Origin of the sequence: Actinacidiphila yanglinensis (assembly GCF_900107965.1) — a bacterium.
Taxonomy (GTDB): Bacteria; Actinomycetota; Actinomycetes; order Streptomycetales; family Streptomycetaceae; genus Actinacidiphila; species Actinacidiphila yanglinensis.
Genome location: NZ_FNVU01000014.1, coordinates 112,558 through 127,441, shown reverse-complemented (window position 1 = coordinate 127,441; position 14,884 = coordinate 112,558). Strand labels below are relative to the sequence as shown.

Sequence of the window (14,884 nt, the reverse complement as noted above, 5' to 3'; positions counted from 1 at the left end):
AATACGTTTCACTTTCATTGACAGCCGTTCCCGGACCCATCAGGATGGCAGCCGTCTCACCACTGCTCCGAGGGAGGCCGTCGCGGTCTCCTCGGATGAATCGTTTCATCCGGAGGTCACGATGGCGCAGTCCCGATCGGCCGGTCACCGACGTACGGTCCTGCTCGCCGCGTTGACCGCGTGGCTGACCGCGGCCGGCGTCGTCCTCGGCGTCGCGGCTCCCTCCGCTGTCGCCGCACCCCACCCGGACTCCGGCCGGGGAAGCGCCGGCGCCGCACCGCACGGCCTGACCGTCGGCGGGCTGACCGCACCCGTCGACGTCGACCCGAACAGCACGCCCCTGCTGGGGTGGAAGGTGGGCGCGGGCCGGCAGAGCGGCTACGAGATCGAGGTCGCGGCCACCGCCGCCGACCTCGCCCGCGGCCACGACGTGTGGGACTCGGGCCGGATCGCCTCCGCGGCGAGCGGCGACATCGCCTACGGCGGCCCCGCGTTGGGCGCCGCGGCCGGCTACGCGTGGCGGGTGCGCACCTGGGACGCGCGCACCGCCTCCGCGTGGTCCGCCGCCGCCTCCTTCGGCACCGGACCCGGCACGGCCTGGCCGGGCGCCACCCCCGTCTGGGCCGCCGACCCGGCGCCGTGGACCGACTACACCTTCCAGGGCAGCTTCGTCATCGACGCGAAGTACGCCAGCGTCACCTTCCGCGAGTCCGACACCAGCGACTTCTACCTGTGGCAGTTCAAGGGCAACGGCGAGAACACCATCGCCCCGCAGGTCCAGAAGAAGGGCACTTTCTCCAACCTGAAGCCGGCCGAGCCGCTGCCCTTCGCGCTCGCCGACGGCACGGCGTACGACTTCCGGATCGTCGCCGACGGGTCGACCTTCACCACCTACCTCAAGCCCGCCGCCGACACCGGCTGGACCCTGGTGGACACCACCACGGACGCCACCTTCGCCTCCGGCGGCATCGGCTTCCGCACCGGCAGCACCGAGCAGGCCACGTTCGACGACATCACCGTCACCGGCCCCGACGGCACGCAGTTGTACGCCAACGACTTCAGCGACCCGGCCGGCACCGACTTCAGCTGCGGCACCGTCACCGGCCAGGCGCTGTTCATCGACCGGAGCAAGAACTGCGGCACCGGCTTCGGCTCGGCCGACTGGGCGTTCCTGCGCGGCGACGTCACCCTGCCCGCCGGCCGGCACATCGCCTGGGCGCACCTGTACGCCACCGGTTCCTCCACCGCCCCGACCCGGCAGTTCGTCTACAAGATGTGGGTCAACGGCCGCTTCGTCGGGGTCGGCCCGACCCGGCCGCTGGGCGCGGAGACCCGCTACGACGGCTACGACGTCACCTCGCTGCTGCGCCCCGGCGCGGCCAACACCCTGGGCGCGCTCGCCTACACCACCAGCGACCGGCGCTTCCTGGCCGACCTGGTGGTCCGGTTCACCGACGGCACCACCCGGACCTTCGGCACCGGGGCCGGCTGGAAGGCGGAGAACGGCGCCGCGGTCCTGCCGAGCGCGGGCAGCATCGGCACCAGCTACTACACCGCCCCGGTGGAGGACTTCGACTCCCGCGCCTACCCGACCGGTTTCGCCGCGCCCGGATTCGACGACTCCTCCTGGTCCGCGCCCGCGCTCAAGGGCGCCTTCACCGATTTGGAGCCCACGCCGACCGCCAAGGTGGGGCAGCGGCGGGAGACCCCCGCCTCGGTCGTCGAGTACGCCCCGGGCGACTACTACGTCGACTACGGCCGCAGCTGGATCGGCGGCCTGTCGCTCGACCTCACCGGCAGCGCCGGGCAGGTGCTCGACATCCGCTACGGCCAGGTGCCGTCGGGTACCGACACCGTCCGCTACCAGACCTCGGCGGGCAACACCTACGAGGACAGGTGGACGCTGCGGTCCGGCACCCAGCACCTGGAGACGTGGGGGCTGCGGGTCTTCCGCTACGTCCAGATCACCGGCGCCCCCACCGGCCTGACCGCGAAGGACCTCACGGCGGAGGCGTACGTCTACCCGTTCGACACCTCGGCCGGCACCTTCGACTCCTCCGACAGCGCGCTCGACCAGGTGTGGGCGCTGTCCCGGAACACCGTGGAGATGTCGAACCAGAACCTCTACGTGGACTCCTGGGAGCGTGAGCGCGGGGTCTACGAGGCCGACTCCTACCTGCAGTTGATGGCGAACCTCTACACCGGTGGCGACGCGACCCTCGGCGATTACTCGCTCAACTTCCTGCTGTCGACCCGTACCTGGCCGACCGAGTGGCCGATGTACCTGGTGCTGGCCATGCACGACAGCTACGAGGCGACCGGCGACACCACCGCGCTCGCCGCCGACTACACCGCGCTCCAGGGCAAGTTGCCGGACCGCTGGTTCGACCCGGCGAGCGGGCTGATCCACAAGACCACCGGCGACACCGGCGCGAGCAGCTGCACCGACTGCGACATCGTGGACTGGCCGGCGTCCGAGCGCGACGGGTACGTGTTCAGCTCGTACAACACCGTGATCAACGCGATCTCGTACCGCGCCTACGAGGACATGGCCGACATCGCCACGGCGCTCGGCCGCACCGCGGACGCCGCCGCCGACACCGCGAAGGCCACTGCCATCAGGTCCGCGGTCAACGCGACGATGTGGGATCCCGCCAAGGGCGCCTACCGCGACGGCCTCGACAACAGCGGCGCCCCGATCGACCACTACGCCGTCCAGGCCAGCGTGTTCGCCACCGCGTTCGGCCTCGCCGACGACCAGCAGGCCGCGCAGGTCGCGAGCTACCTCGGCACCCGCGGCATGGCCTGCAGCGTCTATTGCGCCGCGTTCATGATCCAGGCGCTCTACGACGGGAACCGGCCGGACCTGGCGCACAGCATGCTCACGTCCACCGGCACCGACAGCTGGCTGAACATGATCAAGGCCGGGGCGGGCGCCACCATGGAGGCGTGGGACCTGTCCCTGAAGTCCAACACCACCTACTCGCACCCCTGGGCGGCCTCCCCGGCCTTCGACATCCCGCAGGACATGTTCGGCATCCGGCCCACCACCGCGGGATACGCGACCTTCGACATCCGGCCGCGGCCCGCCGCGGTCGGGTGGGCGCACGTCACGGTGCCCACCGGCAAGGGCGAGATCGGCGCGGCCTTCGACACCGTCGGCAGCAGGGTCGACGTCGGGGTGGAGATCCCGCCCAACACCCGCGCGGACGTCTACCTGCCGGGCGGCTCGGCCACCGACACCACCGTCTATGTGGACGGCCGGCGCGTCACCGCCACGTACGACAACGGCTCGCTGCGGGTGGACGGCATGGCACCGGGCTGCCACGTGCTCAGCACCGACCGGGGGCACTCCGCCGCCCAGGACGCCAGGCTCACCGGCATCTGCTCCCAGGGCTGACACGTCGGGTCGGCCCGGGCCGGGCGCGGGAGCCCGGCCCGGGCCGGCGGCTCACTGGAGTTGGCGGCGGACCAGGAGGTGGAAGAGGCCGTCGGTGTCGGCGAGCAGCTCGGCCGGCGGACCCTGCTGGACCACGCGCCCGTCGGCCAGCACGATCACCCGGTCGGCATCCATGATCGTGGACAGCCGGTGGGCGATCACCACTCGGGTGGCCCGCAGCGCGCGGGTGCTCTCCATCACCACGCGCTGGGTCTCGTTGTCGAGCGCGCTGGTGGCCTCGTCGAAGAAGAGGACGCGGGGGCGGCGGATCAGTGCCTGCGCGATCATCAGGCGCTGCCGCTGCCCGCCCGAGACGGCGCCGCCGCCGTCGGAGAGCACGGTGTGCATCCCCATCGGCATCTGCTTGATGTCCGCCGCCAGGCCGGCCAGTTCGGCGGCCGCCCAGGCCTCTTCGAGGGAGTACGTCCCGGTGCCGCGGATGCAGTCGAGGATCGAGCCGGTGAACGGCTGCGCGTTCTGCAGGACGACCCCGCACTGGCGGCGCACCGCGGCCTGGTCCAGGGCCGCCAGATCCTGACCGTCGTAGTGCACGCCGCCCGAGACCGGCCGGTCGAAGCCGATGAGCAGCCGCAGCAGCGTGGACTTGCCGCAGCCGCTGGCACCCACGATCGCGGTGAACTCGCCCGGCCGCACCTGGAAGGACACGTCGTCCAGGACCAGGGGGGCGCTGTCGCCGTACCGGAAGGAGAGGTTCCGGACGTCGATCGCGCCGGACAGTGCCGCGGGCTGCGTGCTGCCGCCGCGCACCTCGGGAGCCGCCTCGAGGATCGGCCTGACCTGCTCGAACAGGGGCAGTACGGCGGCGGCCGAGAGCAGCGCGCCGGTCAGCTGCGTGACCGAGGTCAGCATCATCGCGACCGCGGTGTTGAAGGTGAGGAAGGCGCCGGCCGACAGGCTGCCGCGGGCCGGGCCCGCCAGCAGCATGAACATGGTGAGCGTGCAGAAGGGCAGGCAGACCGCGTTGAAGGCGGTGACGAGGTTCTTCGTCCGGCCGACCCGCTGCTGCAGCTCGCGGCTGTGCGCGAACTCCCCGGCCCAGGCGCCGTAGGCGAAGCTCTCCGCCGCCGAGACCCGCAGCTTCGGCAGGCCGCGCAGCGTCTGGAAGGCCAGGTTGTTGAGCTTGTTGGTGAGCACGACCAGCTTGCGCTGCCAGCGCAGCTGGGTCAGCCCGAGGCCGACGAAGACCGCCCCGATCACGGCCAGCATCCCGAGCGCGACCAGGGCCAGCGGCACGCTGTACCAGAGCAGCAGGACGAGGTTCACCGCGCCGACCGTGCCGGACTGCACGATCACCGAGCTGGTGCCGGACAGCACCCGGCGGATCGCGCTGATGCCCATCGCCGCACTCGCCAGCTCGCCGGTGGAGCGCTCGGCGAAGAACCGCGTCGGCAGCCTCAGCAGCCGGTCCCAGACGGCGGGTTGGAGGGTGGCCTCGACCCGGCCCTCGACGCGCAGCACGGCAGTGCTCTGCATCAGGCTGAAGGCGGCGGAGACCACGGTGGTGGCCACGAGCGCCAGCGACGTCTGGACGATCAGGCTGTTCTCGGCGTTCGGTACGTACGTCCCGAGCACCCGGCCGGTGGCGATCGGCACCAGGGTGCCCAGGCCGACCGCCACCAGCCCGCCCAGCAGCAGGGCCCGCAGGTCCGCGCCGGTGCCGCGCATGCAGAAAGCGAGCAACCGGCGGGCGGACATGGGCTCGTCGGGCAGTGGCCGGTAGAACATCACCGCGCGGGGCGCGAACTCGGCCGCGTTGTCGCCGTCGATCCGCGCGCGGCGCCCGGTGGCCGGGGTGACCGCCTCGTATCCGCCGCGGCGCCACAGCAGGGCGACCGGGGCGCCGCTGGCGGCGCGGTGACCCACCAGCGGGCCGGCGTTCTCCCGCCACCATCGGCCGCTGAGCCGGACGTTGCGGGTCCGCACCCGCGCGACCACGGCAATCCGCTCGACCGCGCTCAGCCGGTCGGTCCCGTCCGGACCTGCGCCGCCCTTCGCGGCCGCCCCGAGATCGATCCCGGCCGCGTCGGCGACCAGACGGCAGGCGGCGAGGGTGCCGTCGTCACCGGCGGTGCCCCCCGGTACGGCCGCTGTCCGGCCCGAGCCGGGCCGGGCGGAGCCGGGCTTGCCGAGCGCGGAGAGCAGGGTGTGGTCGGCCTGCTCGCGGACCGCCTCACCGGCCTTGATCCCGGCGGCCGCCCGGTCCTCGTGCGCCTGCTCCGACTGCTCGATCCAGCGGTCGAGGGCGAGCAGCAGCCGGGTCTGCTGGTCCACCATGCGCCGCCACATCCGGCCGTCGACGAGCAGTTCCCCGCCCGGCTCCCCGGTGTAACCGCCCTGGTACGGCATGCCGTTCGCGGTGCCGCCGTCCTGCCCGTACCCGTACCCGTCGACCCAGCCGTTCCCGTACCCGGCTCCGTACGGGCCGGCGTACTGCACGCTGCCGGGCGCCACCGGCATCCACAGGATGCCCTCATCGGTCGGCCCCTCGCCGGTGCCGGTCGCGCCGGGTCCCCCGCCCGGCACCGGGCGGCCGTCCACGGGTGCGTCGAACAGGACGCTCAGGCCGCGGCCGATCCCCCGGGCGAACGCGTTCTCCAGCGGGCCGCCGCCCCACGCCTGGCTGCTCTCGGCCCAGCCTCCGTCGCCGTCGAAGTACACCGAGCCGTCGGCGTACCCGCCCTGCGCGCCCTGGTCGCCGTAGCCGGTGCCGAACAGCTCCCGCAGCGTGATCCGGCGCAGCTCGCAGCCCTCCAACGGGCGGCTCACCAGGGTGTGTTGCGGTCCCTCCGCCGGTCCGAGCAGCAGCGTGCCGGTGCCGAGCCGGCCGAGGAAGTGCCAGCGGCCCTGCTGCGCCGCGTCGACCGCGAACAGGTCCATCGCTCCGCGCGCGACCAGCCACAGCACATGCGGGCCCTCCAGGGACAGGCTGCGCCGCCCGGCGGGTGCGACCGGCTCGCCCAGCCCGCCCATCGCGTCCAGCACCGGGTCACCCGGTCCGGCGCCGCCGGCCACCGGCGGGTGCACGGACGTCACGTCAGCGCTCCCTGACGAGTTCGGCGTACGGCCCGCCGGCCGCGACCAGGTCCTCGTGCCGGCCGCGCTCCACGACCCGGCCGCGGTCCAGGACCACGATCTCGTCGCTGTCGCGGACCGTGCTGAGCCGGTGTGCGATCACCACGCAGGCGCAGCCGCGCCGCCGGAGGTTGTCGATAATCACCTGCTCGGTCTCCGCGTCGAGGGCGCTGGTCACCTCGTCGAGGACCAGCACGCTCGGCCGGCGGACCAGCGCCCTGGCGATCTCCAGCCGCTGCCGCTGCCCGCCGGAGAAGTTCCGGCCGTCCTGCTCCACCCGGGCGTGGATCCCGCCGGGGCGCCGGGCGACCGCGTCGAGCACGGCGGCGTCCTCCAGCGCGGCGACGACGGCCTCGTCGGGGATCGACGGGTCCCACAGGGCCACGTTGTCGCGCACGGTGCCCTCGAACAGGAAGATGTCCTGGTCGACGAAGGACACCGACGCGGACAGCGAGCCGCGGGACAGGTCGGACAGCAGGTGCCCGTCGATCCGGATCTCGCCCTCCCACGGCTGGTACAGGCCCGAGATCAGCCGGGAGACCGTGGACTTGCCGCTGCCGGAGCCGCCGACCAGCGCCACCTGGCGGCCGGGGCCGACCGACAGCGAGAAGTCGGTGAGCAGCGGCTCGTCGAGCGGGCTGTACCCGAAGGTGATGTGGTCGAGCGTCACATGGCCGCTGAGCCGGCGGGTGCCGTCGGCCGGCCGGTCGCGGGTGAAGAGCGGGTCCGCCGGGAAACGCTCGACGTCCTTGAGCCGGGCCACGTCCGCGGTGAAGTCCTGCACCCGGCCGGCCACCGCGCTCAGCCGGCTGACCGGCGCGGTGAAGCTGGTGACCAGGGTCTGGAAGGCGACCAGCAGCCCGATCGAGATGCTGCCCTCCACCGCCCGCGTGCCACCGATCAGCAGGATCAGCGCGCTGTTGAGCGCCGCCAGGGTGGGCGCGACGACGGACAGCGCCGCGCTCGGTACGCCCAGCCGCTGCTGACCGTCGAGGGTCGTGGCGTGCTGGCCGGCCCAGCGCCGGAAGTAGCCGTTCTCGCCCCCGGTGGCCTTCATCGTCTCGATCAACTGCAGCCCGCTGTAAGCGGTGTTGGTCAACCGGGCGCCATCGGCCCGCAGTTTGTGCACCCGGGTGCTCCTGATCCGGGCCACCACGCGCAGCGCGAGGATGTTCAGCAGCGCCAGACCCACCCCGAGCAGGGTCAACTGGGGGTCGTAGGTCCACAGCAGGACCGCGTAGAGGACCACGACCACCGCGTCCACGCCCGCCGAGGCGAGGTCCCGGGCCAGCGTCTCGGCCACCGAGTCGTTGGACTGGAGCCGCTGCACCAGGTCGGCGGGACTGCGCTGGGCGAAGAACGTCACGGGCAGCCGGAGCAGGTGCCGCAGGAACCGGGCGCTGCCGAGGGTGGAGGAGATGATCCGGCCGCGCAGCAGGTTGGACTGCTGCACCCCGGTGAGCACCGCGGTCAGCAGCACCAGCGCGGCCATCGACGAGAAGATCACCGGGAGCAGCGAGGTCCGGTCGCCGAACAGGAAGCTGTCGATGTACGCGCGGCTCAGCGCGGGCACCGCCACCCCCACGGCCACCAGCAGGAAGCTGGCGATCAGCGCGGCCAGCGTCGTGCCCCGGGTGCCGCGCAGCCGGGCCGGGAGCGCGCCGGCGATCCCGGGTCTGCGGCCGCCGGGCCGGAACCGGGCACCGGGCTCGAAGGTCAGCACCACGCCGGTGAAGCCGGCGTCGAACTCGTCCTCGGGGACGAACCTGCGTCCGCGCGCGGGGTCGTTGAGGCGCACACCGCGGCGGCCGAAGCGCCGCACCGTTCCCTCGTAGACGACGAAGTGGTTGAACTCCCAGAACAGGACGGCGGGGGTGCGTACTCCCGCCAGAGCCTCCGACTCCATCTGCATGCCCTTGGCCTCAAGGCGGTAACCGCGGGCGGCCTTCAGCACGTTGCTCGCTCGGGAGCCGTCGCGGGAGACCCCGCAGGCGATCCGGAGTTCCTCCAGGGGCACGTGGCGGCCGTAGTGGCCGAGCACCATGGCGAGCGCGGCGGCGCCGCACTCCACGGCCTCCATCTGCAGGACGCTGGGCGTGCGAACGGTCTTCTGGCGCTTCGGGCGGCGCGCGGCCGGCGCCGGTGTGTGCCGCGCGGTCACGGCTTCACCCAGTCGATCGGATGCTGGGCGGCCAGGTGGACGGCGCCGCTGATCAGCGTCCGCGAGTCGACCGTGTACGGCGGCCCGCTCGTCGACGACCACGTGTAGCCGGACCTCGTGTGCGACGAGCGGTTCAACTGCACGACGACGGCCACGGGTTGGCCCTTCGCGGAGAACTGCTCGCCCAGTTGCTCGTCGCCCAGGAAGCTGGTGATCTGCTGCCGGGTCTCCGGCACCCGTCCGACGGCGAGCACGCGCCCGCGCAGCACGCCGTATGCCTGCGTCGGCACGGTCTGCACGGTCAGGTCGACCGCGGCGCCCGCCACGATCGACGACGCGCTGCCGCCCTGCGCGTACAGCACCGCCACCAGCGGGTCGTTGGGGGTATCGGCGTGTTCCAGCGTCGCCAGGTCGGCACCGGTGGCGACCACCGAGCCGATCTTGGCGGTCAGTGCGGTCACCCGCCCCGCGGCCACCGCGCGGACCGCCTCGACGGCGGTGGCCGTGCGCACGCTCAGCAGCCGCGCGCCGCTCGCCACCTCGTCGCCCTCCTTGGCGTACACCTCGGTGACCTGGCCGGCGAACGGGCTCTGGAGGACGTAACTCCCCTGCACCCGGGTCAGGATGCCCGGGGCGGTCAGCTTCGAGGAGACCGTGCCGGTCACCGCCCAGAAGGTCGCGGCGGCGAGGACGACCGCGGCGACGGCGAGCGCCAGCCGGCCCTGCGGGCGGGCGAAGCGGACCGGTATGTCGAGCTCTTCGGGCGCATCGAGCTTGTCGAGCGCCTTCTGCCGGAACTGCACGGGACCATTCCTTCAACGGCGTTCGTCTCGGCCGGACCCGGCCGGAAGTACGGGACGGACCCGGGGGAGAAGGGCCGGACCCGGCCGGGCACGGCGAGGTGCGGCCGGGCACGGCCAAGCCCCGGAACAGGCAGTTCCGGGGCCATGGTCGGGCATCTCGCGATCAGAGACCCGCGAGACCGGTGAGGCCCGTCAGCGTGTTGGTGGCGCCGCCGACCAGGCCGGTGACCTCGCCGACGGGCAGCGCGTTGGCGACCGGGGCGAGCAGGCTGTCCAGGCCCAGACCGTTGAGGTCCACGCCGACGCCGAGGCCACCGGAGATGTTGTCCAGGTCGCCGTCGGCAAGCTCGCGGGTCTCGACCTGAGGAGTGGTGTTACGCATGAATTGCGTTCCCTTCGTGGCTCTGCGGAATTCCGTGGTGAGCGGGAGCCGGATGTTCGAATGACGGTCCGAACGTATTTCACAACTCCCGTTCGACGCTGGACGCTAGTACGCGTTCCGGCCCCCCGGCCACCCCGGTCACCTCGATGTTTCGGTCAGCCTTTCGGTACCGCTACCGGTATTCGTGGCCGATCGCCCACCGGATGCCGACGATTTCTTCACATACTTCGAACGGCTATTCCTCCCACCGCGGCACGGCGTCGACCGCGATGCGGACATTCCTGCGACTTACGATTTACGGCTGCCGCCCGCAGCGGATCCCGTCAGGATGCTGTGCGCCTTATGCGTTCACTGTGTGCAGGATTGGCCGGGGCCACGCTGGGGAAGCGTTCGGGCACGCAGCGGGGGTCCACGCGGGCAGCGCGGAAGTCCGCGGTGGTCAGCGGGAGTCCGCGGGCGTGGGACGAAGTGCGGTGCGCGCCAAGGGAGTTCGAACGCAGGCGGCGGAAGCGTGGTGCGCTCAGCGGGAGTCTGCGCGGGACTCGACCCGGGGGTCCGCGCGGCCGAGCAGCACCGCGGGCAGGTGCTCGCGGCCCTCGATGCCGAGCTTGCGGTAGGCGTGGGTGAGGTGCACCTCGACGGTCCGCAGGCCCACCAGCAGGATCTCCGCGAGTTCCCGGTTGGTGCGGCCCTCCGCGGCGAGGGTGGCGGTTCGCAGCTCGGCCGCCGTGAGGGCGGCGACCCCCGCGGTGTCGGTGGACCTCGGTGGGCGGCCACCGGACGCGTACAGCTCGATCCGGGCCCGGCCGGCCAGGTCGGCGCAGCCGCACTCCTCTGCGAGGTCGAGCGCCGCACGCAGCGCCCGCCGGGCCGGCTCGCGGCGCTTCGCGCGGTTCAGCGCCGCACCGTGCTCCGCCAGCGACCGCGCCAGGTCCAGCCGGCCGTCCGAACGCTCCGCCACGGAGACCGACTTCTCCAGCACCGCGAGCCCCTCGGCGCCGCCCGCGACGGCGCCCATCGCGCGCAGGGCGGCCGCGAGCGGGCCGGGCGTGCCCCAGCGCCGCGCCTGCTCCACCTCGTCCGCGGCGTACCGGCGGGCCTCGGCCGGCTCGCCGAGCGCCAGCAGCGCCCGCGCGGCGCCGGACCGCCACGGCGCGACGGCCGGGTTGTCCACCTTCCAGGCCGGCAGCCGGCCGCCGGCCGCCAGCAGGTCCCGCAGCCCGTCCGCCGGCTGCCCGGCGGCGACCCGCAGCCGGCCCCGGGCGAGCAGCAGCGCGGTGCCGCCCCAGGTCCGCCACGCCTCGGGGCGCGGTTCCGCCTGCACGATCAGGGCCGCGGCCTCGTCGTACCCGCCCAGCTCGACGTGGATCTCGACCAGCCGGGCCAGCAGTTCCACGGTCGCGCCGCTGTGCCGGGGGGCGCGGCACCCGACGAGGAGCTCCAGCGCGGCCGCGGCGTCCTCGGCCGCGGCCGGCATCCGGCCCAGCCGGTGCGCGACCAGCCCGCGCAGCGACCGGACGGCGGCCAGGCCCGGCCGGTGACCCCAGCGCGCTGCCTGCCCGGCCAGCTCGTCGCAGCGCTCGATCGCGTCCTCGGCCCGGCCGGCCTGCGCGAGCACCTGCACGGCGCGCAGGGTGGGCGGCAGCGCCTCCGGGGTGACCGGGAGGACCGCCAGCGCCTGTTCGGCGAATGCCACGGCCCGGGACCGGGAGCGGCCGGCCCGCGCGGTGCGCGTGGCGAGCAGGCCGAGGTAGCGGCCCTCGTCGACGCCGTCGGGCCGGGCCGGCCGGCGCAGGCGGGGCAGCGGGCCGCCGGCGTTCTCCGCCTCGGTGTCGCACCGCAGCTCCGCGAGCCACAGGGCGCGCGCGCCGGGTATCGACTCCGGCCGCTCGGAGAGCAGGTGCCGGGCCTCGTCGGGGCGGCCGGTGGCGGTGAGGTGCTCGGCCAGCTCGCGCAGCGCCCGCTCGGGGAGGGCGTGCTCGGGCGGCTGCCCGGCCGGTACGGCCCGCACGTCGTCCGGCAGCACGTCGTCGGCCCGTCCGTGTTCGGAACGCACGCCCCGCTCCGCCCGGGGACTGCCGTCCCGGACGCGCTGGTCCCGGGTCGCCGCCGTCAGGTGGCCGATCGCCGCGCCGAGGTCCACGAACCCCTCGGCGTGGCCCAGTTCGGCCAGCAGGGTGGTGCGGGTGGCGGCCGGGAGCGGTTCGCGCAGGGCCCTGGCGAGGTAGGCGCCGGCCCGTTCGGGCTCGCCGCGGCCGAGCGCGGTCGCGGCGGCCTCGCGCAGGACGTCGGCCGCCCACGGCTGGGCGGCCCACCCTTCCCCGGGCGCGGACGCCGCCATGAGCTGCTCGGCCGCCCGGTCGCCGGGCGCGCCGGTGGCCCGCAGGATTCCGGCCGCCCTGGTGTGCAGCGCGTGCAGGTCCGCGAGCGGCACGTCCCTCAGCAGCGTGCTGCGGGTCAAGGGCTGGGCGAACGCCAGGGATTCGCCCGCGGGCTCCATCAGCCCGGCCCGGCCGAGCGCCGTCGCGACCGCCATGACCGCCTCGGGGGCCAGACCGCACAGCCGGGCGACCCGGGCGAGGTCCGCCTCGGCCCCCAGCACGGCGGTGGCGCGGGCGATGTCGAGGGCGTGCGGCGATATCCGGCGCAGCCGGGCGCGCAGCCGGGCGGCGAGCCGGGGGACCGCGATGTCGTCGAGCACGCCCGCCGAGTCGGAGGTGGGGGTGACCGCCCGGTCCCGCAGCACCGAGGTCAACTCGGTGACGGACAGCGGGTTTCCGCCCGCCTCCCGCATGACGGCCGCGACGAACGGCGCGTCGGGCGCGGCGTCCAGCGCGCGTTCGATCACTGTCGAGGTGGCGGGCGCGCTCAGGGCCGCCGGGTGCAACTCCACCGCGCTCACGGACAGCAGCTCGTCCAGCACCGCGGGGTCGGCGCACGGCTCGCCCGGGCACACGGTGAGCATCACCGCGATCCGTGCGTGGTCGACGCGTTGCGGCAGGGCGCTGAGCCAGCGCAGCGACTCGCGGTCGAGGTACTGGAGGTCGTCGACGGCGACGAGCACGGGCGCCCGGGTGGACAGCCGCGCCAGCGCCCGGTGGAAGGCGTGGAGTTCGACCGAGAGGGCGTGGTCGGGCAAGCAGCCGGCGGGCGGGTGCGGCGCCTCGTGGCCGAGTCCGGTGAACGGCGGCCCGGCCTGCGCCAGTTCGGCGGCGACCGGCTCGAACAGCCTGCTCACCAGCCCGAACGGCAGCTCGCGCTCGGAGGATATCCCGCGGGCCGACAGCACCGTGAACCCCTCGCGCCGGGCCCGGTCGAGGGCGGTGTCGAGGAGCGCGGACTTCCCCGTCCCCGCGCCCGCGCTGACCACCACCACCCGGCCGGCGCCGCCCGCGGCCGCGGTGAGCATCGCCTCGACCTCGCCGATCTCCCGGTCGCGGCCGACCAGTCCTGACTGCGCCGTCTGCATGTCTTACCCATTCCCGTGACCGGAAGGCATGACGGCGGCGGGCCGGCCGAGCAGCCGCCGGCGGAGGAGGTGGGCCTACCCGCCCGCCCCGGACGTGACCCGGCACGCGCACCGTCGCTCCGGCCCCGATTGATCGAGGGACGAGCTGGTGGAAGGTGTCTTGCCGGGTCTTCGGAATTCATGGGTGGGACGTGCGGTGGCACGCACCCGCCGCGCCGCCGGCGTTCCGGTGGCGCGCACGCGTGGACTGCCGGGTCGTGCCATGTTCTCGTGCACCGCAGATCAGTGGGCCGTGGGGACGGGTCCGAGCAAGCCGCAACCATAGCGTCTCCCGGCGTGACCGGCGGCGTCCGAGGTGCGATAACACCTCGTCACCGGGCCCCGATCCGGCGCCGCGCAGATCCGAGCGACAGGCCCTAACGCCTCGCCACGTAGTAGACGTTCAGGATGTCGCTCTCGATCCGCCGGGTGTCGACGCGGCCGAACCCCGCCTCGGCGAGCATCCGCCGGGCGGTCTGCTCGCCCCATACGGTGCCCAGGCCCGCGCCGCCCTCGCCGAGCGAGACGCTCAGGCAGTAGAAGACGGAGAAGGTGTAGAGCCCGGGCCCCAGCGGGTGGTCGATGTTCTCCTCCAGCCGGCTGGACGCCGCGATGTCCCCCATCAGGAACACGCCCCCGTCCCGCAGCGCCCGGGCGACGGCGTCAAGGGTGCGGGCCGGCCGGGCCAGGTCGTGGATGACGTCGAACGCCGTGACCAGGTCGTAGGTGCCGGGCGGCTGCGTACTGTCACCGAGGTGGAACTCCGCGTTGTCCAGGCCCCATTCGGCCGCCTCGGCGCGTGCCGTGGTGATGCCCTCCTCGGACACGTCCAGGCCGTGGCACCGGCTGGCCGGGAAGGCCCTGGCCAGCACGTTCACCGCGCGGCCCTGCCCGGTCCCGATGTCCAGCACGTCGATGCCCGCGCGCAGCCGCTCGGTGAGGCCGGGCGCCAGCGGGATGATCCCGTCGACCAGGGAGCGGTCGAAGACCTCGCCGGACTCCTCCGCCTGCAGCGCCTGGAACCGCGGGTACGCGGAGTACGGCACCCCCGCCCCGGTGCGGAAGGCGTCCACCACCCGCTGCTCCACCTCGCCCATCATCCCGAAGTCCTGGGCGATCCTGGCCAGGTTGTCGGGGCCGGCCGCCCGCGTGAGCGAGGCGGCGTGCTCGGGCGGCAGGGTGTACGCCTCCCGCTCGGGCTCGTAGTCGACGATGCCGCCGGTCACCATCGCGCCCAGCCACTCCCGGACGTAGCGCTCGTGCAGCCCGGCGGCCCGGGCGATCTCGGTGCTGGTCGCCGGCGCCATGCCGGCCATCGTGTCGAACAGGCCGGTCTCGTGGCCCAGGCCCGCCATCAGCCCCAGGCAGGTGTCGTTCACCACCTGGATCATCCGGCCCGCGAACGCCTCCTGCTTCGCCTGGTCGAGTTCCGCAACGGACATCGCTCCTCCTCCGCCCGTCGCACCGCGGCGGAAGGCGGTCGCTCCCGGCAGGCGGT

7 protein-coding genes are annotated in these 14,884 nt (G+C 73.9%); 1 reads left to right on the top strand and 6 read right to left on the bottom strand.

The features are described from left to right. The first annotated feature begins 121 nt into the window (after window positions 1–121). A complete protein-coding gene (locus C4U44_RS27780) occupies window positions 122–3,400 on the top strand; it encodes a family 78 glycoside hydrolase catalytic domain (RefSeq protein ID WP_103888786.1) in 3,279 nt (1,092 codons plus the stop codon). A gap of 51 nt (window positions 3,401–3,451) precedes the next feature. Here the strand turns inward: C4U44_RS27780 and C4U44_RS27775 are convergent, their stop codons facing one another. The 6 genes from C4U44_RS27775 to C4U44_RS27750 form a co-directional block, all read right to left on the bottom strand. Further along, window positions 3,452–6,493: an NHLP bacteriocin export ABC transporter permease/ATPase subunit gene (locus tag C4U44_RS27775; protein WP_407642900.1), complete on the bottom strand. Its 3,042-nt coding sequence runs from the start codon at window positions 6,491–6,493 to the stop codon at window positions 3,452–3,454. A 1-nt stretch (window position 6,494) separates the two neighbouring features. After that, the gene (locus tag C4U44_RS27770) at window positions 6,495–8,693 is read right to left on the bottom strand and encodes an NHLP family bacteriocin export ABC transporter peptidase/permease/ATPase subunit (protein ID WP_265737344.1); all 2,199 of its coding nucleotides are present in this window, start codon (window positions 8,691–8,693) and stop codon (window positions 6,495–6,497) included. Next, window positions 8,690–9,496 (bottom strand): HlyD family efflux transporter periplasmic adaptor subunit, encoded by an 807-nt coding sequence (locus C4U44_RS27765; RefSeq protein WP_103888784.1) that lies wholly within the window; start codon window positions 9,494–9,496, stop codon window positions 8,690–8,692. The genes C4U44_RS27770 and C4U44_RS27765 overlap by 4 nt, the downstream gene beginning before the upstream one ends. A 163-nt stretch (window positions 9,497–9,659) precedes the next feature. Beyond that, window positions 9,660–9,878, bottom strand: a complete 219-nt coding sequence (locus C4U44_RS27760) for a type A2 lantipeptide (RefSeq protein ID WP_103888783.1) — start codon at window positions 9,876–9,878, stop codon at window positions 9,660–9,662. Window positions 9,879–10,398: 520 nt separating this feature from the next. Continuing rightward, window positions 10,399–13,347 (bottom strand): helix-turn-helix transcriptional regulator, encoded by a 2,949-nt coding sequence (locus C4U44_RS27755; RefSeq protein ID WP_103888782.1) that lies wholly within the window; start codon window positions 13,345–13,347, stop codon window positions 10,399–10,401. A 416-nt stretch (window positions 13,348–13,763) separates the two neighbouring features. Further along, entirely contained in the window at window positions 13,764–14,828 is a 1,065-nt protein-coding gene (locus C4U44_RS27750) for a class I SAM-dependent methyltransferase (protein ID WP_103888781.1), read from the bottom strand. Window positions 14,829–14,884 lie beyond the last annotated feature (56 nt).